Origin of the sequence: Pasteurella skyensis (assembly GCF_013377295.1) — a bacterium.
GTDB classification, from domain to species: Bacteria; Pseudomonadota; Gammaproteobacteria; order Enterobacterales; family Pasteurellaceae; genus Phocoenobacter; species Phocoenobacter skyensis.
The window spans coordinates 2,212,872-2,231,202 of record NZ_CP016180.1 but is presented as its reverse complement, the minus strand read 5'-3'; the positions used below and the strand labels follow the sequence as shown (position 1 = coordinate 2,231,202).

The 18,331-nt window shown below is 34.9% G+C and carries 21 protein-coding genes; 9 read left to right on the top strand and 12 right to left on the bottom strand.

Going from position 1 to position 18,331, the window contains the following annotated elements; all coding sequences use genetic code 11:
• Nucleotides 1-7: 7 nt before the first annotated feature.
• Nucleotides 8-337 (top strand): hypothetical protein, encoded by a 330-nt coding sequence (locus A6B44_RS10755; RefSeq protein WP_090919884.1) that lies wholly within the window; start codon nt 8-10, stop codon nt 335-337.
• Nucleotides 338-373: 36 nt separating this feature from the next.
• Here the strand turns inward: A6B44_RS10755 and A6B44_RS10750 are convergent, their stop codons facing one another.
• The gene (locus A6B44_RS10750; RefSeq protein ID WP_090919881.1) at nt 374-1,051 is read right to left on the bottom strand and encodes a phosphoribosyltransferase family protein; all 678 of its coding nucleotides are present in this window, start codon (nt 1,049-1,051) and stop codon (nt 374-376) included.
• 117 nt (nt 1,052-1,168) lie between these two features.
• Here A6B44_RS10750 and A6B44_RS10745 point away from each other — a divergent pair, with 117 nt between their 5' ends.
• From A6B44_RS10745 to cpdA, 7 genes are all read left to right on the top strand, one after another.
• Entirely contained in the window at nt 1,169-1,978 is an 810-nt protein-coding gene (locus A6B44_RS10745) for a Cof-type HAD-IIB family hydrolase (protein ID WP_090919878.1), read from the top strand.
• A gap of 99 nt (nt 1,979-2,077) precedes the next feature.
• Nucleotides 2,078-3,031 (top strand): methionyl-tRNA formyltransferase, encoded by a 954-nt coding sequence (gene fmt / locus A6B44_RS10740; protein ID WP_090919875.1) that lies wholly within the window; start codon nt 2,078-2,080, stop codon nt 3,029-3,031.
• Nucleotides 3,032-3,171: 140 nt separating this feature from the next.
• Nucleotides 3,172-4,482: a 16S rRNA (cytosine(967)-C(5))-methyltransferase RsmB gene (gene rsmB, locus A6B44_RS10735; RefSeq protein WP_090919872.1), complete on the top strand. Its 1,311-nt coding sequence runs from the start codon at nt 3,172-3,174 to the stop codon at nt 4,480-4,482.
• An 11-nt stretch (nt 4,483-4,493) separates the two neighbouring features.
• Nucleotides 4,494-5,867 carry a Trk system potassium transporter TrkA gene (trkA, locus tag A6B44_RS10730; protein ID WP_090919869.1) on the top strand — a complete coding sequence of 458 codons (1,374 nt, stop codon included), beginning with the start codon at nt 4,494-4,496 and terminating at the stop codon, nt 5,865-5,867.
• 5 nt (nt 5,868-5,872) lie between these two features.
• Complete coding sequence (locus A6B44_RS10725) at nt 5,873-6,592, top strand: 4'-phosphopantetheinyl transferase family protein (protein WP_246253116.1); 720 nt, start codon at nt 5,873-5,875, stop codon at nt 6,590-6,592.
• A complete protein-coding gene (gene nudF / locus A6B44_RS10720; protein WP_090919863.1) occupies nt 6,589-7,203 on the top strand; it encodes an ADP-ribose diphosphatase in 615 nt (204 codons plus the stop codon). Before A6B44_RS10725 ends, nudF begins: the two co-directional genes overlap by 4 nt.
• 91 nt (nt 7,204-7,294) lie before the next feature.
• The gene (cpdA, locus tag A6B44_RS10715) at nt 7,295-8,119 is read left to right on the top strand and encodes a 3',5'-cyclic-AMP phosphodiesterase (protein ID WP_090919860.1); all 825 of its coding nucleotides are present in this window, start codon (nt 7,295-7,297) and stop codon (nt 8,117-8,119) included.
• A 138-nt stretch (nt 8,120-8,257) separates the two neighbouring features.
• Here the strand turns inward: cpdA and hfq are convergent, their stop codons facing one another.
• The 11 genes from hfq to A6B44_RS10660 form a co-directional block, all read right to left on the bottom strand.
• Nucleotides 8,258-8,539, bottom strand: a complete 282-nt coding sequence (gene hfq, locus A6B44_RS10710; protein WP_090919857.1) for an RNA chaperone Hfq — start codon at nt 8,537-8,539, stop codon at nt 8,258-8,260.
• Nucleotides 8,540-8,629: 90 nt separating this feature from the next.
• Nucleotides 8,630-9,562, bottom strand: coding sequence for a tRNA (adenosine(37)-N6)-dimethylallyltransferase MiaA (gene miaA / locus A6B44_RS10705; protein WP_090920099.1), 933 nt, complete (start codon nt 9,560-9,562; stop codon nt 8,630-8,632).
• Nucleotides 9,563-9,634: 72 nt separating this feature from the next.
• Nucleotides 9,635-10,306 (bottom strand): 7-cyano-7-deazaguanine synthase QueC, encoded by a 672-nt coding sequence (queC, locus tag A6B44_RS10700; RefSeq protein ID WP_090919855.1) that lies wholly within the window; start codon nt 10,304-10,306, stop codon nt 9,635-9,637.
• A gap of 108 nt (nt 10,307-10,414) precedes the next feature.
• The gene (locus A6B44_RS10695; protein WP_090919853.1) at nt 10,415-11,551 is read right to left on the bottom strand and encodes a hypothetical protein; all 1,137 of its coding nucleotides are present in this window, start codon (nt 11,549-11,551) and stop codon (nt 10,415-10,417) included.
• Between the two features lie 40 nt (nt 11,552-11,591).
• Nucleotides 11,592-12,317, bottom strand: a complete 726-nt coding sequence (gene tatC / locus A6B44_RS10690; RefSeq protein WP_090919849.1) for a twin-arginine translocase subunit TatC — start codon at nt 12,315-12,317, stop codon at nt 11,592-11,594.
• Nucleotides 12,307-12,756: a Sec-independent protein translocase protein TatB gene (gene tatB, locus A6B44_RS10685; RefSeq protein ID WP_090919846.1), complete on the bottom strand. Its 450-nt coding sequence runs from the start codon at nt 12,754-12,756 to the stop codon at nt 12,307-12,309. The genes tatC and tatB overlap by 11 nt, the downstream gene beginning before the upstream one ends.
• A gap of 8 nt (nt 12,757-12,764) precedes the next feature.
• Nucleotides 12,765-12,944 (bottom strand): twin-arginine translocase TatA/TatE family subunit, encoded by a 180-nt coding sequence (gene tatA / locus A6B44_RS10680; protein WP_090919843.1) that lies wholly within the window; start codon nt 12,942-12,944, stop codon nt 12,765-12,767.
• Nucleotides 12,945-13,065: 121 nt separating this feature from the next.
• The gene (gene ubiB / locus A6B44_RS10675; protein ID WP_090919839.1) at nt 13,066-14,688 is read right to left on the bottom strand and encodes a ubiquinone biosynthesis regulatory protein kinase UbiB; all 1,623 of its coding nucleotides are present in this window, start codon (nt 14,686-14,688) and stop codon (nt 13,066-13,068) included.
• Nucleotides 14,678-15,661 carry a lipopolysaccharide heptosyltransferase RfaC gene (gene rfaC / locus A6B44_RS10670; RefSeq protein ID WP_090919835.1) on the bottom strand — a complete coding sequence of 328 codons (984 nt, stop codon included), beginning with the start codon at nt 15,659-15,661 and terminating at the stop codon, nt 14,678-14,680. Before rfaC ends, ubiB begins: the two co-directional genes overlap by 11 nt.
• Nucleotides 15,661-16,698 carry a lipopolysaccharide heptosyltransferase II gene (gene waaF, locus A6B44_RS10665; protein ID WP_090919832.1) on the bottom strand — a complete coding sequence of 346 codons (1,038 nt, stop codon included), beginning with the start codon at nt 16,696-16,698 and terminating at the stop codon, nt 15,661-15,663. Before waaF ends, rfaC begins: the two co-directional genes overlap by 1 nt.
• A gap of 55 nt (nt 16,699-16,753) precedes the next feature.
• Complete coding sequence (locus tag A6B44_RS10660) at nt 16,754-17,689, bottom strand: LysM-like peptidoglycan-binding domain-containing protein (protein WP_090919829.1); 936 nt, start codon at nt 17,687-17,689, stop codon at nt 16,754-16,756.
• A gap of 231 nt (nt 17,690-17,920) precedes the next feature.
• Here A6B44_RS10660 and A6B44_RS10655 point away from each other — a divergent pair, with 231 nt between their 5' ends.
• Nucleotides 17,921-18,268, top strand: a complete 348-nt coding sequence (locus A6B44_RS10655; RefSeq protein WP_246253115.1) for a ComEA family DNA-binding protein — start codon at nt 17,921-17,923, stop codon at nt 18,266-18,268.
• Nucleotides 18,269-18,331: the final 63 nt, after the last annotated feature.

Sequence of the window (18,331 nt, the reverse complement as noted above, 5' to 3'; positions counted from 1 at the left end):
TACAAAAATGAGAAAAGTATTTTATGGTCTATTATTACTTGCAAACGTATCTTATGCAGTAGAAAATGGCTTAAAAATGAAACAAGAGCTCGGTCAATTCACATATCAACTGTGTATGGCTGATCATAAATTAGATACTATAGTTCGAATATTAAATATAGATAGAACACCATTTTGTCAATGTATGCAAATAGAGATGATTAAAGAATTTGATAAAAGTCATTTAGAGCAAAGATATAATTCAAACAGTATTTCTTATAATGAGTTTCAACAGGAAATGTCTAAAATTGGCGGAATTGCAGGAAAATACTGTGGGAAAATATATTTACAACCATAGGTATAAATAGAATAAGGGTAGTGTTGAAAGTCAAAGTTATGCCCTGCATAGCGTCCAAACCTGTATTTCCTTCACACCTTGTTTTAATAACTCCACACAAATAGCATTAATAGTTGAGCCAGTTGTGACGACATCATCCACAATTGCCACGCTTTTATAGGGTTTTATAGGTTGATAGCAAAAGGCTTTTTTTAAATTTGTTCTACGTTCTTGAGCAGAAAGCTCTCGCTGTGGAATGGTTGATCTTACTCTTGTTAAGCAGTCAGTATCCATTGGAATATTTAACCATTTTGAAAGAGGCTCAGTTAATAATTCTGCTTGATTATAACCACGTTTCCAATGGCGTTGCCAATACAAAGGAACAGGGATAATCACTTCTGGTAATGTTAAAAAATGCTCTCTTCTGGCTTTCGTAATGGCTAATAATAACAATCTTGCTAAAGGTTGATCTAAATAATAACATTGATGAAATTTAAAATCAGCAATCCAATGGGTAAGCGGTGACTTATACCAACAAATTTGCACAAATTTATGCCATTTTGGTTCGTCTTGTAAACAATTTCCACAGCCTAAGCTATTCTCTAACAATAGCGAACCACAGCAACCACAATAAGGAGATTGCTCAATCTGTTTATAGCAATGACTACAAAAACCGTGATGGCTGATTGCTAATGGTTTTTCACACTGAAAACAACGAAACTGTCCAATATTCATATTTATCAAATTAAAATAAAACGAATAATAAAGAATAAAAATCAAAAAAAGTAAAATTTTTTGTGACCTAGATCGAGAAAAAGCCTAAAATATACTGATATTCAGCAAGGAGAAAAAATGAATAATTTAAACTACCCAATTAAAATTGTTTTTTTTGATATTGACGATACCCTTTACTATAAAAAAGAAACCCGTATTCCAGAGAGTATTTTTAAAGAAGTTATTCCAAAACTAAAAGCCAAGGGGATTATTCCCGCTATTGCAACTGGGCGTTGTTTTGGTGCTTTTCCGATTCCTTTAAGACCTTTTATAAATGAAGATGGTTTTGAACTGCTTGTCACCATTAACGGACAACATAATCGTTATAAAAATGAAATGATTAGTAAATATACTCTTCCAATCGCACGAATGGAAGCCGTAGTTAAACAGCTGAAAGATTTAAATATTGAGTATGGTTTTGTGACCAATGAACAATTTGCTGTGTCTAATAATACTGCTGAAGTGATTGAAGCTCTGAAGCCAATTAAAAAAGATTATATTGTTGATCCTGAACATTATAAACACAATGATATTATGCAAATGTTAGCCTTTTATCCACAAGAGCGTTCTCAAGAGGTCAAAGACTCAGGATTATTTGGTGATGATTTAAAAGAAGTACGTTGGCACCCTAAAGCTGTTGATATTTTAGATAAAACAAACTCTAAGGCAAAAGGAATTCAAGATGTGCTTGCTTATTTTAATATTGATATCAAAAATGCAATGGCATTTGGTGATGGCTTAAATGACCTTGAAATGCTTTCCAGTGTTGGTTTTGGTGTGGCAATGGGAAATAGTGAAGAAGAGTTAAAAAAATTAGCAGATTATGTCACCAAGCCAATTTGGGAAGATGGTGTATTATTTGCATTGAAAGAGTTTAATATAATTTAACTTTGAAGCGGTATGATGTTATACAAAATTTGCAAATTTTTGTTCAAATCACACCGCTTATTATCATTTTAAAACAATAACTTAACAGAGAAAAATAGAATGACAAAACTCAATATTATTTTTGCTGGCACCCCTGATTTTGCAGCTAAACATTTACGACATTTAATCAACTCCGAACATAATATTGTCGCAGTTTATACTCAGCCAGATAAACCAGCTGGACGTGGTAAAAAATTACAAGCCAGTCCTGTTAAACAACTAGCCCTTGAAAACAACTTAGCTGTCTATCAACCAAAAACTTTACGTAATGAAGAGGTTCAAGCTGAATTAAAAGCCTTGAATGCTGATGTAATGGTGGTGGTCGCTTACGGATTGATTTTACCAGAAGAAGTATTAAATGCCCCTCGTTTAGGGTGCTTAAATGTACACGGCTCATTGCTTCCACGCTGGCGTGGTGCAGCCCCAATTCAACGTGCTATTTGGGCAGGCGATAAAAAAACAGGTGTTACCATTATGCAAATGGATAAAGGGTTAGACACTGGTGATATGTTATACAAAGTCACCACCCCTATTGATGAAAAGGAAACCTCTGCAAGTCTTTATGAAAAACTAGCAAATCTTGCTCCACCTGCTTTATTAGAAGTGTTAGATAATTTAGAAAATGGCAAATATCCGCCACAAAAACAACAAGATGACTTAGCCAATTATGCTGAAAAACTTACCAAAGAAGAAGCAAAATTAGATTGGAGTTTAACCGCAATTCAATTAGAGCGTAACATTCGAGCCTTCAATCCTGCCCCTATTGCTTATTTGATAATTGAAATAAACGGCAAAGAAGAACGAGTAAAAATTTATCAAGCCAATGTATTAGATCATCAAGATAAACCTGCTGGCACCATTTTAAATGTAGATAAAACAGGTATTCAAATCGCCACTCAACAAGGTGTATTAAATATTACCCAACTACAACCACAGGGCAAAAAACCAATGATGATCCAAGATTTCTTAAATGGACGCAGTGATTGGTTTCAAGCTGGAAAGATCTTATCGTAAATAAACAAATAGGGTGCTAAGTTGGCATCCTATTTGCAAAAAATCACTAAAATCTTACCGCTATAATTACACCTAAAAAAATGGTAAAGTTAGCGAACGATATTCAAGATAAAATCACAATAAATTTAGATAGAGTTTCAATGAAAAAACAATCATCTCGAGCGGTGGCAGCACAGCTTATTTTACAAGTATTAGATAAAGGGCAATCCCTTTCGGCGTTAATGGTGGAAGCTCAACCCAAATTGACTGAAAAAGATGTCCCTTTTGTACAAGAAATTACTTTTGGAGTATGTCGTGAATTGTCTCGTTTAGAGTGGATTATCCGCTTATTAGTTACCAAGCCGTTGAAAGGTAAAACACGTTTGGTGCATTGCTTGTTATTGGTAGGATTATACCAAATTTTATATATGCGAGTGCCTACTCACGCAGCAGTGGGCGAAGTGGTTAATGCAAGTAAAGCATTAAAATTAGAGAGTTTTAAAGGCTTGATAAACGGTGTGTTACGTCAGTTTCTACGAGAGCAAGAGAATATTTTGGCGAAAGTAGATAAACATTGGCAGACTAATCACCCTGACTGGTTGGTGAATAAATTGAAAAAAGCCTATCCAAATTGGCGTAAAATTATTGATGCAAATAATGAACGTCCGCCAATGTGGTTGCGAGTGAATGCTCACTATTCTACAAAAGAAGAGTATGCGGTACGATTAAATGAAAATTTTGCAAAAATTGATAAAGATGTGACCGCTTGTGCAGTGCCTGATTGTGCAATTATGCTTAATCATCCTGTGGCAGTATCACAACTGCCTGATTTTGATAAAGGTTGGGCAACGGTGCAAGATGGACACGCCCAGTGGGCAGCAATATTACTTGAACCTCAAAATAATGAATTAATTTTAGATGCCTGTGCTGCACCAGGGGGGAAAACCACTCATATTTTAGAACAAGCGCCTCAAGCTAAAGTAATAGCTTTAGATATTGAGCAAAACCGTTTAAAACGGGTGAGTGAGAACTTACAGCGCTTAAATCAAACGGCTAAAATAGTGTGTGGTGATGCCAGTCAGCCTGATCAATGGTTAGAAAAAGAGGTGATGTTCGATCGTATTTTATTGGATGTTCCTTGTTCCGCAACGGGGATTATTCGCCGTCATCCTGATATTAAATGGTTACGTCAAGAAAGTGATATTGCGGAATTAGTCAAACTTCAAGGGAAAATTCTGAATGCGATGTGGCAACGTTTAAAACCAAACGGTACGTTGCTTTATGCAACTTGTTCTATTTTGCCTGATGAGAACTGTGATCAAATTCAACGCTTTATTGAAAATAATCACAATGCTAAACTAGTCGAAATGAATTTTAATGGTGAAAAAGCACTGATGAAACAATTTTTCCCTCATTCACAGGGTGGAGACGGTTTCTTTTATGCGAAGTTAATAAAAACTGATAGTGAATAAAAAGAGTTAATATGAAAATTATAATCTTAGGTGCAGGGCAAGTGGGTTCAAGTCTTGCTGAAAATTTAGTTAGAGATAATGAAATTACCATTATTGATGATAATGATGCAATGCTAGCAGGACTTCAAGCCAAACACGATTTACAGGTTATTCACGGCAATGGTGCCTCTCCTCGTATTTTAAGAGAAGCAGGAGCCAGTGACGCAGATTTACTTGTAGCGGTAACCAATAGCGATGATACCAATATGATAGCCTGTCAAATTGCATTTACGTTATTTAAAATTCCAACTAAGCTTGCTCGCATTCGTAATCCTGACTATGTAAGAGAACGTGATATTTTGTTTAATAACAAAGTGTTACCTATCGATCATATCATTGCACCTGAATTGCTAATTACCGAGCAGATTTTCCAATTGATTGATTATTCTGGAGCATCACAAATTGCTCATTTTGCGGATAATCGAATATCATTAGTCAGTATTAAGGCCTATTATGGCGGTCCTTTAGTTGGTTACCCTATTTCTGCACTAAAAGATCACTTACCTCATATTGAGGCTCGTATTATCTCTATTATTCGACAAGGAAGAACCATTGTACCAAAGGCTACCACCATTATTGAAGCCGATGATGATGTCTTCTTTATCTGTGAAAAAGCTCATATCAAAGCAATAATGAGTGAATTACAGCGCCTCGAAAAACAGCCTAAGCGCATTATGATTGTGGGTGGTGGCGATATTAGTACTAAATTAGCGAATGCCCTCGAAAATCAATGTAGTGTGAAGCTCATTGAAAATGATGCTGAAAAAGCAGAAAAGTTAGCAGAAAAACTCTCTAAAACCCTTGTATTAAATGGTAATGCATCAGACAAAGAATTGCTATTTGAAGAACATATCGAAAATATCGATCTTTTTTTAGCATTAACGGAAGATGATGAAACCAATATTATGTCAGCATTACTGGCTAAACGAATGGGAGCAAAGAAAACCCTCGTTCTCGTGCAACGTAATGTATATTTAGACCTTATTCAAGGTGGTGCTATTGATTTAGTGATTTCTCCTCAACAAAGTACGATTTCAACATTACTTACTCATGTGAGAAAAGGGGATATTGTTAAAGTTGCGTCATTAAATCAAGGAACGGTTGAAGGGCTTGAAATTATTGTACACGGCGATAAAGAAACCTCTAAAGTTGTAGATAGAGAAGTACAGGAATTAAAATTGCCACCAGGTGCGATTGTTGGTGCAATCTTTCGTGATAATGACGTATTCATTGCTCATAAAAGCACAAAAATATTAGCAGGAGATCATTTAATATTATTCTTAAATGATCAAAGACAAGTTGATGAAATAGAAAAATTATTCCAACTTAGTGCGACATTTTTATAATAAAAATGAGTAAAAAACTGATGGCATCTGACCGCTTGGAGATTATGTTTGCTCGCAATGATGAATATCTATGGAGTAAAACTGTACCTGCAATCGATCCTAATTTTAATTCTCGTCAAATTCAGAAATGGAAAAGTCGCCAAACAGCATTATTTTTATTAACACAACTTTTTGAAAAATATCAGTTAGATAAAAATCTACTTAACAATATTCAAAAGATGCCAAATGGCCGCCCTTTTGTAGAGCATTCTCACGTAGATTTTAATATCAGCCATTCTGGTGATTGGGTTGCCGTTATCTTTTGTTATTCTAAAACAAAAAAAACAGTCGCAATAGATATTGAACATCCTCAAAAACAACGCCGTTTTAAAGCACTACTTGATTATTACGCAGATGAACAAGAAAAGTCTGAATTACTGTCAGACCCCACAAAGTTGGAACATAATTTTTATTTAAGTTGGTGTTTACGTGAAGCAGTACTAAAATCCCAAGGAGAAGGGATCGCAAAACTTAACAGCGTCAAACATTTTCCCTCTTCAAGAACAATTTATTGCAACTATTGCCCTAAAGGGACGCTTCATTTTTTTAAGCAATACTCTTTTTATTTATGTTATTTTTTTGAAGCCAACAGCACAGTCACTGTTTCACAACATCACAATGGAAAATTGCAAAAAATAGATCCAATCTCACCGCTTATTTATCACGTTAACAAGGAAATATTATGAATAACATTTTACAATTTAATCAAAAAGATATTGAAATATTACGAGAAGAAACCGTTTATAAAGGACACTTCGAACTTAAGAAAGTATTTTTCCGTCATAAACTTTATGCTGGTGGAATGAGTGGTGAAGTATGTCGAGAACTATTAATGAAAGGCGCCGCCTCAGCATTAATTGCCTATGATCCTGTTAAAGATAACGTCGTGTTAATTGAACAGATAAGAATTGGCGCCTACGATCCTGAAAGTAAAAAATCACCTTGGTTATTAGAGTTAATTGCAGGAATGATAGACAAAGATGAAAGCCCTGAAGAAGTGGCTATTCGTGAAAGTAAAGAAGAAGCAGGATTAGAAATAGAAAATATTCAACACGCCTTAACGGTATGGGATAGTCCTGGTGGAATGGTGGAAAAATTACATATTTATTTAGGGTTAGTAGATACAACCAATGTTGGTGGTATTTATGGTTTAGAGGAAGAAAATGAAGATATTTTAGTCCATATTGTTTCTCGTGAAACGGCCTACCAATGGATAGAAGAAGGCAAGATTGATAATGTTATTGCAGTTCTCGGATTACAGTGGTTACAACTCAATTATCACAAATTTAAAAAATAAATCTGCTCTAGTTCACAAAAATAAAGATTGCTAGCTGATTTTTGTAACAAATTTGATAGCATTGTCGAATATTTTTTTATATAACATAATTATGGACTATTTTTATCATCCTTTGAATACAAATGAAAGTATCCGACTTTTACAAATTACGGATACTCATTTATTTGCAAAAAGAAACGAGCAACTTCTCGGCGTGAATACTTATCATAGCTTTCACGCGGTGTTGGATGCTGTCTTAGACAGTGAATTTCCTTTTGAGCTAGTGCTCGCTACGGGTGATTTGGTTCAAGATCATAATGAACAGGGTTATCACGATTTTGCAGAAATCGTTTCCCCCTTAAAAAAACCTGTTTTTTGGCTACAGGGGAATCACGATCAGCCAGAAATGGAAAAAGTACTGAATAAATACCCTCAAATTAGTCCAATGAAACACATTTTAATTGGCAAAAAATGGCAAATATTATTGCTTGATAGTCAAGTATATGGTGTGCCTCACGGCAATTTAGATGCCTACCAATTACAATGGCTTGAACAAAAACTAACTCAATATAATGAATATTACACATTAATTGCATTGCATCATAATATTCTGCCAACCCATTCAACTTGGCTTGATCAGCATAGTTTACGTAATGCACACGAATTATCTGAAGTATTAAAGCCTTATAAAAAGGTGAAAGCAATAATACACGGACATATTCATCAAGAGATGGATAGAATGTGGAATGGTATTCGTATTTTAGCGACACCATCCACCTGTATCCAGTTCAAACCTAATAATCACCACTTTACGTTGGATTTAGTTCCGCAAGGATGGCGTGAATTAATTTTACACCCTGATGGTTCAATTGATACTGTCGTAAAACGTCTAGCAACAAACGAATTCTTACCTGATTTTAATGCGGAAGGTTACTAATCACTCCCTCTTAATACTTAGTGATATGTAATTTCTCAAGCCAGACGCTTTAACAAAGAAAGAAAATAAACCTATAAAAAAACCAAACAAAGATTAGTCTCTCTGTTTGGTTTTTACAAAATGTTTCTTATTTTAAAATTATTCAGCGCTCGTTGCAGTAACTTGAGATTCCGTATGATTATGCGACTGAGACGAGTTTTGTGAATTATTGTATGATATTGCTCGAGCTGGAACAATTGTCGAAATAGCGTGTTTATACACCATTTGACTTACAGTATTTTTCAATAGAATCACAAACTGATCAAATGATTCAATTTGACCTTGAAGTTTAATTCCATTAACGAGATAAATAGAAACAGGAATGCGCTCACGGCGAAGTGAATTCAAATATGGATCTTGTAAAGATTGACCTTTTGCCATAACAATCGTTCCTTTTAATTATTGTTTTACACGAAAGAATAAATATGATTAAAAATTAAAAAAACCGTTAATCAATAAAATTATACGCTTTTATAATTTTAACTCAATAGCCTTTTTCATTTGATTGTAAGAATAATCTAATTCTAAGCTATCCAACCATTCGATCTCACTATTCCAACCTCGTAACCACGTAATTTGACGTTTAGCCAGCTGTCGAGTGGCACAAATTCCTTTAAAAATAGCTTCATCAAGAGAAATATCTCCTTGTAAATACTCCCACATTTGGCGATAACCCACACACCGAATAGAGGGTAAATCAATATGTAAATCTTTGCGCTCGAATAATCGTGCCACTTCTTGTTCAAAACCTAACGCTATCATTTTATGAAAACGTTGCTCAATACGGTTATGTAAAACGGCTCTATCTTGTGGCGTAATTGCAAATTGTAGTACATCATAGGGCAATGATTCTCCTTTTTGAGCGGTAAGCTCTGTCATTGTTCTGCCTGAAATATAAAACACTTCCAGAGCCCGTCCAATACGCTGACTATCATTTTCATTAATACGCTGTCCTGCAATAGGATCAATGCTAAGTAGCTCTTTATGTAATTCTCCCCACCCTTGTTGTTCAGCTTTTAGTTGAATGTCAGCTCTTATTTCAGGCTGAGAAGAGGGAAGAGGAGAAAGCCCTTCTACCAATCCTTTATAGTAAAGCATCGTTCCTCCCACCAGCAAAGGGATACGACCAGAAGCCGTTACTTCTGCCATTTCTTTTAATGCATCGTCTCGAAAGTTTGCAACAGAGTAGCTTTGTGCAGGATCAATAATATCAATCAAGCGATGAGGAGCTAAGGCTAATTCTTCTTGAGAGGGTTTTGCTGTGCCAATATCCATTCCTTTATAAATTAAAGCAGAATCAACACTAATAATTTCAACGGGTAAATTCTGTCGTAACTTAATGGCAAGATCCGTTTTACCTGAAGCGGTAGGTCCCATTAAAAAAAGAGCGAGTGGTTTTTGCATAACGTTTAGCATAACAATGTTCTCTAATAAAAAATAAGCGGTACGATCTTAACAAAAATTTACAAAAATAGTTTAGTTGCTGGATAGACTACTACGTTCAGCCAAATATTGCATTAAACCTCGCTCACGTAACTCACAGCTTGGACATTTACCACAACCTCCTTCTACCCCTATATAACAAGTATACGTATGCTCACGAATATAATCAAAAGCACCTAATTCATCGGCTAACGCCCACGTTTGTTTTTTATCTAGATACATCAAAGGAGTACGAATATTAAAATTATAGTCCATTGCAAGGTTCAAAGTGACATTCATCGACTTAATAAACACATCTCTGCAATCAGGATAGCCACTAAAATCCGTTTCACACACCCCTGTATAAAGTGTTTTTATTCCCTGTCCTTTAGCATAAATCGCAGTATAGAGGAGAAATAAAGCATTACGTCCATCAACAAAGGTATTAGGTTTATCACCGTCTAATTCAATTTTCGCAGCATTATCCATTAGAGCATTCGTGGTAATTGCTTTAATAACAGAAGTATCAATAACTGTTTGTTTGATACCTAAATCCTGTGCAATCCATTCTGCTTTTTTAAGTTCAATACTATGACGTTGTCCATATTGGAATGTAACCACCTCCACATTTTTCAATCCAAACTCACGAATAGCTAAAAATAAGCACGTTGTTGAGTCTTGACCACCAGAAAAAATCACCACTGCTTTTTGAGGTTCTTGTAACATTTTATTCCTTAATTTTAAGAAAAAACAAGCGGTTACTTTCGCATCTTTTTTTGCAAAAATAACCGCTTAAGTAAAATATAATAAATTTATAAAATATTGCTTATTTTTTTACTTACAGTTAATACTCTTACTTTGACATAATCTTTGATTCATTTCTAAAATCTTTTTAGAAATTATATCAATATTATTTCTCTCATTTTTCAAGAAATCAGGTATTTGCTCTACACCTTTAATTTTAGTAAATCGATCTGCATTTGCTTGATATTTTGAAACAACCACTTTGTAAGATTCCACCAAAGCCTTTTCTGCAAAAAGTAAGCTTTTGACTAATTTTTTATGCTGTAACAAATTATCCTGTGTTGGTGATTGTAACGTGACAGCCAGCGAATTATTCGCCTTATTATAGAAATTAATAAGATTTAATTTATTTTTCTGATATTGCTTAATATTTTTATTAAAATCTAACACCAATGCGTGATCAGGACTCAGAGGTTGAGTACTATTTTTTATATTCTTAGGTGTCGCTTTCTGAGGCTTAACCTGTTTTGCTTTTGGCACCACTGGTTTGGCTGCTGGAGCCATTTTTTTATTTATTTTTTCTGCTGTTTCAATCGCTTTTGGAACCGCTTTATTACTACTCTTAAAATTAACCGTTCTATATCTTGCTGCAGAACAGAAACTATCCTGTGGAATTTGCCCCTGTGTTTTCCATTTTTTTAATACGTCATTTGATTGTTGTTTATTAAGTTTCGCAACAGAAACCAGATACCAGCCATTATTCTTTAAGATGGAAACATCCTCAAAATGCTTATACTTAAGAACTTCTTTTTTTGTTGTTTGTAAAGACTTACTTGCATGGATAATAACATTACAAACTTTACCTTTCGCTACACTTGATGGTTTATGCTTAACTTTAGCTACTGGCGCCACCGCTTGCTTTGCCTTACCATTCACCCTTGCATATTTTTTAGCTGAACAGAAACTATCCTCTGGAATCATTTCTTGCTCTTTCCATTCTTCTAGTATTCCTTCTGATAGACTTTTATCAAGACTTGCAACAGAAACAAGATACCACCCATTATTTTTTAAAATAGTCACATTATCAAAATGCTTATATTTACGTACTTCATCTTTTGTGGTTTTAAGAGATTTACTCGCATGAATAATGACATTACAAGACTTCGCTTGAACATAACTTTGCAAAGCAAAGATAATGCCAACAAGTAAAATAACTAACTTTTTCATATTTGTATCCTTTAATTTAAATAACGAGCATCAACGGTATTTATACCAGTTTTTTCTCATAAAATCGAGAGCAAATCAACCCCACCTCAAATAAAAGTATCATTGGAATGGCAAGCAATGTCTGTGAAAACATATCGGGTGGAGTTAATAACATTCCTATCACAAAAGCGATAACCACAATATAAGGACGCTTTTCTTTTAAATCATCAACAGTGGTAATACCAGCCCAACACAATAAAATAATGGCAACTGGTACTTCAAAACAAATACCAAAAGCTAAAAAGATCGTTAAAATGAAATCTAAATAACTAGCAATATCTGTTGCCATTGTTACTCCCTCTGGAGCGGTGTGAGCAAGAAAACCAAATACGAGCGGAAAAACCACATAGTAAGCAAAAGCAACACCAAGATAAAATAATAATGTACTTGAAAGTAACAATGGATAAATAAGTCGTTTTTCATGTTTATACAGTGCTGGAGCAATAAATGCCCATATTTGATAAAGAATATAAGGTACTGACAGGAACATCGAAACGACAATAGTCAACTTAATAGGAGTTAAAAAAGGCGTTGCAACATTTGTGGCAATCATCGTTGCACCTTCTGGTAATTGCTCCATTAAAGGTGTTGCTAACAATGCATAGATATCATTTGCCCAAAAGACTAACAGTACAAAAACAATACCAATACAGGCGAACGCTCGTAGTAAACGGCTTCGCAGCTCAATAAGATGAGTCATCAACGGCTGTGGTTGTTCAACTGACATTTTGTTTCTCTTTTGATTTATTTATATGTGAAGATACATCATTCGGTTCCTCAAAAATGATTTCTTCCTCTTCATCTTCTTCTGCTAACTCTGCTAGTTCATCTTCAAATACTGTATTTTTATCAAGATCTTTATTCACATCTTCATTTTTAATACTTTGTTCGAGCTCTTTAGCTGAACGTTTTAAATCATCAATAGTTTCACTCAATTCAGGAGAAAGGTTTTTTAGATTAAGTTCTTCCGCTTTTTTGATACTTTCTTGTAGTTCTTGTAACCTCAATTCTTCAGAAAACTCATCTTGAACAGTATTAGCGAGATTTTTTATTGCTCTTATCCAGCCTGATACTGTTTTTATTGCAGAGGGCAATCGCTGAGGGCCTAGCACCACCAATCCAATAATAGAAATAAGGACTAATTCAAAAAAACCAATATCAAACATAAATTAACCTATTCTTGATCTGATTTTTTTGAAACTTGATTTTCTTCAGTTTGCTCATCACTCATTGCTTTTTTAAAGCCTTTGACCGATTCACCTAAATCAGAACCTAGTGTACGTAATTTTTTAGTACCAAAAAGTAACACCACTACAACAACAATCAGCACTAATTGCCACATACTAATACCCATAACTTACTCTCCTTTTAAATAAAAATTGATGTCCAATTATACGAGTTTTTAAATAAAAAAACATCAAGCGGTTACATTTGAGTAAAAATTTACAAAAATCTGTTACTAAATTACCACTTAATTATTTGATTAACAATCCTAACTCAATCATTAATAGCGGAATACTCACCCACAAAGGTAATGTATCAAACTTCCACAAAGTCCCTATTAACACGGCCCCAACCACACACCAACGAGTACGTTTTTCACTATTTTTAGCTTGTTTTTCTAAGCTTTGGTTAATCGCTAACAAGTGCTTATTAATCTGTTTTTGTTGCTGAAAAGCATTAAACATCGCCTCTGGAAATTCAGCAAAATGCTCTCTAAATTGCGGTAATCGTTGTTGAATATCTTTTAACATCGCTTTTGCGCCAACTTGCTCATCGAGCCACTCTTGTAAGAAAGGTTTCGCCGTTTGCCACAAATCCAGTTCTGGATAAATCTGTCTACCTAAACCTTCAATATAAAGTAACGTTTTTTGCAGTAATACTAATTGAGGCTGAACCTCCATATTAAAGTCACGTGCAACCTTAAATAAATTTACCAACACCTGACCAAACGAAATCTCCGATAACGGTTTAGCAAAAATAGGTTCGCATACCTCTCTAAAGGCTTGTTCAAAAGCATCAATATCAGTGTCTTCAGGCGTCCAACCTGATTCTACGTGCATTAAGGCAACACGACGGTAATCACGATTAAAAAATGCCACAAAACTTTCGGCTAAATAACGTTTATCGTGTTTATTAAGCTGTCCGACAATCCCACAATCAATCCCAATATACTGTGGGTTTTCAGGGTGATTAGGGTTAACAAAAATATTACCAGGGTGCATATCTGCGTGAAAAAAACTATCTCGAAATACCTGAGTGAAAAAAACTTGCACCCCTCGTTCGGATAGCAGTTTCATATCCGTACCATTAGCTTTTAATTCTTCAATATTTGCAACTGGGATACCATAAATTCGCTCCATTACGATCACATTTTTACGGCATAAATCAGGATACATTTCAGGAATATATAATTCTTCACTGTCTTGAAAATTGGCTTTTAGACGAATCGCATTATTCATTTCTCGACATAAATCTAATTCATCACGTAGCGTTTTTTCATACTCTTTGACAACTTCAACAGCACGCAACCGCTTACCCTCTGGGGATAATTTAGGGATAAAACTGGCTAAGCGATACATTAGATCAATATCAGATTTAATAACATCTTCAATATCAGGGCGAATAACTTTTAATACCACCTCTTTACCTGCCAAAGGCTGAGTGTTATTAAATTTTGCTGTATGTACCTGTGCAATAGAAGCCGAAGCAAGCGCTATTTCATCAAAGTCGTCAAACCACGTTTCCAACTTGCCATCTAATGCTATTTCAATAATTTCACGAGCCTTAGCGCCATCAAAAGGTTCTACGGAATCTTGCAGTAACGCAAGTTGATCCGCCAATTCAGCAGAAAATAGATCTCGACGAGTAGAGAGCATCTGTCCTAACTTAATCCATACAGGGCCAAGTTCCTCCAGTACTAATCGTAAACGCACACCAAACTCTTCATTTTTATGTTGATTTTTTATCCAAAATAGCCCTTTACGTCCAATAACAATCGACGAAGTCAAAGGATGTTGAGGAATCGCCTCATCAATACCATAACGTAAAAAGGTGGCAATAATTTGGTAAAATCGACGTAAATTTTTAAATCCCATTATTTGCTCTCAGTGTCTCTAAAACTTGTGATGGTGTAATTTTTGCCATTGAATTAGCATATAAATGGTGTTGGTTTTTCCCATAAGTACCAATTAATTTAGGATCTGTTGTGCCATATAATACAACACTCAATTTATCCAGTGAAGCGGTTAAATGGCTTAATCCTGTATCTACTGAAATAACCGCTTTGCTATAGGCAATATGCGTTGCTAATTCGGTTAATGACCACTTAGGTAATACTTTCACCAATGATGAAATGGTTGCTAAACGCTCTGCTCGTAACTTTTCTTCTGGATTACCCCAAGGAAGATGCACCTCAATATTTTGTGAACAAATCTGTTTAATGATTTCAACCCAATAACTTTCTAACCAATGTTTATTATCACGAGTTGTTGAGTGGATAGCGATAATATAAGGCAGTGAGGAAGCGGTACGATCTTGTGAAAAATTTGCAAATTTTTGCATTAATCTACCCGCTATCCCATAATCTCCTCTCTGTTGTGGCACAGGATAATTCAAACTTTTAGCAAAAAGTTGACGAATTCGTTCTACAGCGTGTTGTTGGTAATCAATTGAAAATTTTTCATTATAAAATAAGCTACTTAGCCCTTCTTTAGCACTTTTTTTATCATAACCAAATCTTCTGCCATTTGCTAAACGAGTAACTAACACGCTACTTTTCAACAGACCTTGAGCATCAATAATCGCATCGTACTGCGTTGCCTGTAACTGGTTTTTATACCTTTGCCACTCTTGCCACATTTGAGGCTGTAGCAATCTCTTCCGCCAATCACGAATTTTGACTTCAATCACTTGATTAACAGCACTATGCCACAGTGGAATTTCTGAAAACCCTTGCTCCACCACCCAATCAATGTGTAAATCAGGTATTGCTTTTTGAGCATCAGTTAATGCAGGCAATGTATGAATAACATCGCCCATTGATGAGGTTTTTACAACACAAACTTTCATTAGTCTAATAACTTCTCTAATTCACCCAACACTTGCTCTGGCTGAATATCAATTAAACTTTGATGATAACCTTCCTCTGCTTCACCTTTACGGATTTTAATTAACCCCCCGTCAATTAGACGAATAATCACTGACTTATCTGAGAGTGGAGGGGTATATTGGGGACTCGTTGGGCCATACAATGCCACTAATGGTTTATCCAATGCTGCCGCTATATGCATTAAACCCGAGTCATTACTCACAACAGCACAACAGATTGAAATTAAATCAACAGCTTGGTTTAGGTTTGTTTGTCCTGCAAGATTAATACAGTAACGTTGCAATTCCTCTGGCAAAGTATGACAAATTTGCTCACCGACCTCATTGTCCTTAGCTGAACCAAAGAGAGCAACCCCATACCCTTTTTTAATCAAATAGTTAGCTAATTTTGCATAATGATAATGAGGCCAACGTTTTGCAGGTCCAAACTCTGCACCAGGACAAAAACCAATCAAAATGCGATTGTCCGCATATTCAAATTGCTTTTTAAATTGAGTGAGTGTTTGCTCAACTTGCTCTTTTTGCACGGTTAAATAAGGATTAGCGATAACCAATGACTCTGCTTGTGGAATGCGATCTTTTTCATACGCCAATGCAACATAGCGTTGCACCATCATCGGATAATCATTTTTATTGCTACGCAAATCATTTAAAAAGCCATAACGCATTTCACCTTTCCAACCTCTCCTCACAGGGATTTTTGCAAACAAAGGGATAAAAGCTGATTTTAATGAATTTGGTAATATAATGGCCATATCATAGTGATTTTGCAAATTTTTACCTAAATCATACCGCTTACGTAACTCAAATGCACCGTGTCCAAGAGGCATTGTAATTGCCTTTCGCACCTCTGGCATACGAGAAAGTAACGGACGGCACCAATCAGGTGCCATCACATCAATATCACTACTTGGATAGTTTTTTTTCAGTTGCTGATATAACGAGTGGGACATCATCATATCCCCCACCCAAGAAGGTCCAATAATCAGAATATTCATAATGCCCCATTGTAAGATAATGATGCAAGTTACCACTTACATCATTGATTTGAAATTATTTTTTATAAATATAAGTACCGTTTGACTGACGAACAAATTGCCCACCTTTAATATCCATTGTCGCTACACGACCTTTACTATTTAAATGAACGACAACTTTATCTCCCACATTTAAGTGTCTAAATACTTTTTTTGCACCTGTTACTTTTGTCATCCTAGTGAGATCCACAATATTAATGTGATGATCACGGAAGAGTTGCATTAATGAAACACCTCTTTTCATTGTTAAATGCTTAATTGTGGCTGTATTTTTATTTGGTTTAACAATTCTTTCTTGCTGAGCTTTTAATATTGCTTGAACTTGTACTTCCTCAGAAGGCGTATTATCATCTTCCACCATCTGGATACGAGTTTCAATCACATCAGTAGATTGTCTATCATTATCAACCTGATCCTGTGATTTCAATATTTCTATATTCTGCTCAGCTAACCTCGCTTCATCTTCATCAATAGGACGAAAATTGATTGGTATATTTCCTTGCTGATCTAATTCCTCTACTGTCTTAGGTGTATTTGGCTTTAAAGCCCAAAATAGCACAAGTAGCAATAATATGACTAAAAGAGCTATAAAAAAACGTTTATATTTTGCTAATTGTGATATTTTTTCTTTATAAGAGCTTGAGGACGCAGAAACAACACGTTCGGAAGCATCTACGTTAGCACTAGTATTTAAATTTGCCGCAATAGGAGGCAGATCTGATTGTAATTTAGAATCTAACTCTTGAGGTTCAAAAGGCATTTCAACTTGATGTAATGATACATCGTCACTCACCGACTCTGCAAAAGAATCTGTATCTGAACCGTTTGAGTGATTAATAGAAAATGGTGGTTTAGAATCAGTGAATAGCGATTTAGACTCTTCATTAACTGAGTTTTCTAAATTTTTCATATTTTCTAATTCTTGTTCATTACGAATATTGTTATCTGACATATTACACCTCGTTGCTAAATCATAAAGCAGATTACCATAGTTTAAAGGATTTCTGCCTAATCATCACGTACTTTTATCTTACAATCAATAATTTTTTTTGACAAATTTTTAAAAAAAAGGATTAAAAATTCATTTTTCGATCAAGATCGTAAAAATAACGAGCCATAATTGAATAACAGCATACATTCTCATAAAGTGCTTCTTCCATTTACTCAAAACAAGGAAATATGTATGACATTTTTAAAGAATTGTGGATTAGGTGTACTTTTAGGGTTATTTGCAACAGCTGTTATGGCTAAAGATATCCCAACAAAAACATCACAATCAACCAAAACTAATACCACTTTAACGACTCAAAAAGTGAAAGTAAAAAGTCACATAAACACAGTCAACATCAATACTGCTACCGCTTCTGAATTGAAAGATAAATTAGTGGGCATTGGCGTAAAAAAAGCACAAACCATCGTTGAACATAGACAAAAACACGGTAAATTTCTCACCGTAGATCAAATTACTGATGTTTCAGGCATTGGCAAAGTTACATTAGAAAAAAATAGAGAACGAATTTTAATTAATTAACGCTCTATTAAGCGGTAAGATCTTGTCATTTTTTTGCAAATTTTAAGTACTTATCGCTTACTT

Excerpts from the sequence above, each read along its gene's own strand:
- A6B44_RS10655 (WP_246253115.1), top strand. The coding sequence starts at position 17,921 with ATGACATTTTTAAAGAATTGTGGATTAGGTGTACTTTTAGGGTTATTT.
- A6B44_RS10750 (WP_090919881.1), bottom strand. The coding sequence starts at position 1,051 with ATGAATATTGGACAGTTTCGTTGTTTTCAGTGTGAAAAACCATTAGCA.
- cpdA (WP_090919860.1), top strand. The coding sequence starts at position 7,295 with ATGGACTATTTTTATCATCCTTTGAATACAAATGAAAGTATCCGACTT.
- rfaC (WP_090919835.1), bottom strand. The coding sequence starts at position 15,661 with ATGAAAGTTTGTGTTGTAAAAACCTCATCAATGGGCGATGTTATTCAT.
- trkA (WP_090919869.1), top strand. The coding sequence starts at position 4,494 with ATGAAAATTATAATCTTAGGTGCAGGGCAAGTGGGTTCAAGTCTTGCT.
- A6B44_RS10755 (WP_090919884.1), top strand. The coding sequence starts at position 8 with ATGAGAAAAGTATTTTATGGTCTATTATTACTTGCAAACGTATCTTAT.
- tatC (WP_090919849.1), bottom strand. The coding sequence starts at position 12,317 with ATGTCAGTTGAACAACCACAGCCGTTGATGACTCATCTTATTGAGCTG.
- A6B44_RS10660 (WP_090919829.1), bottom strand. The coding sequence starts at position 17,689 with ATGTCAGATAACAATATTCGTAATGAACAAGAATTAGAAAATATGAAA.
- ubiB (WP_090919839.1), bottom strand. The coding sequence starts at position 14,688 with ATGGGATTTAAAAATTTACGTCGATTTTACCAAATTATTGCCACCTTT.
- queC (WP_090919855.1), bottom strand. The coding sequence starts at position 10,306 with ATGTTACAAGAACCTCAAAAAGCAGTGGTGATTTTTTCTGGTGGTCAA.
- nudF (WP_090919863.1), top strand. The coding sequence starts at position 6,589 with ATGAATAACATTTTACAATTTAATCAAAAAGATATTGAAATATTACGA.
- A6B44_RS10745 (WP_090919878.1), top strand. The coding sequence starts at position 1,169 with ATGAATAATTTAAACTACCCAATTAAAATTGTTTTTTTTGATATTGAC.
- A6B44_RS10725 (WP_246253116.1), top strand. The coding sequence starts at position 5,873 with ATGAGTAAAAAACTGATGGCATCTGACCGCTTGGAGATTATGTTTGCT.
- hfq (WP_090919857.1), bottom strand. The coding sequence starts at position 8,539 with ATGGCAAAAGGTCAATCTTTACAAGATCCATATTTGAATTCACTTCGC.
- tatB (WP_090919846.1), bottom strand. The coding sequence starts at position 12,756 with ATGTTTGATATTGGTTTTTTTGAATTAGTCCTTATTTCTATTATTGGA.
- tatA (WP_090919843.1), bottom strand. The coding sequence starts at position 12,944 with ATGGGTATTAGTATGTGGCAATTAGTGCTGATTGTTGTTGTAGTGGTG.
- miaA (WP_090920099.1), bottom strand. The coding sequence starts at position 9,562 with ATGCAAAAACCACTCGCTCTTTTTTTAATGGGACCTACCGCTTCAGGT.
- rsmB (WP_090919872.1), top strand. The coding sequence starts at position 3,172 with ATGAAAAAACAATCATCTCGAGCGGTGGCAGCACAGCTTATTTTACAA.
- waaF (WP_090919832.1), bottom strand. The coding sequence starts at position 16,698 with ATGAATATTCTGATTATTGGACCTTCTTGGGTGGGGGATATGATGATG.
- fmt (WP_090919875.1), top strand. The coding sequence starts at position 2,078 with ATGACAAAACTCAATATTATTTTTGCTGGCACCCCTGATTTTGCAGCT.
- A6B44_RS10695 (WP_090919853.1), bottom strand. The coding sequence starts at position 11,551 with ATGAAAAAGTTAGTTATTTTACTTGTTGGCATTATCTTTGCTTTGCAA.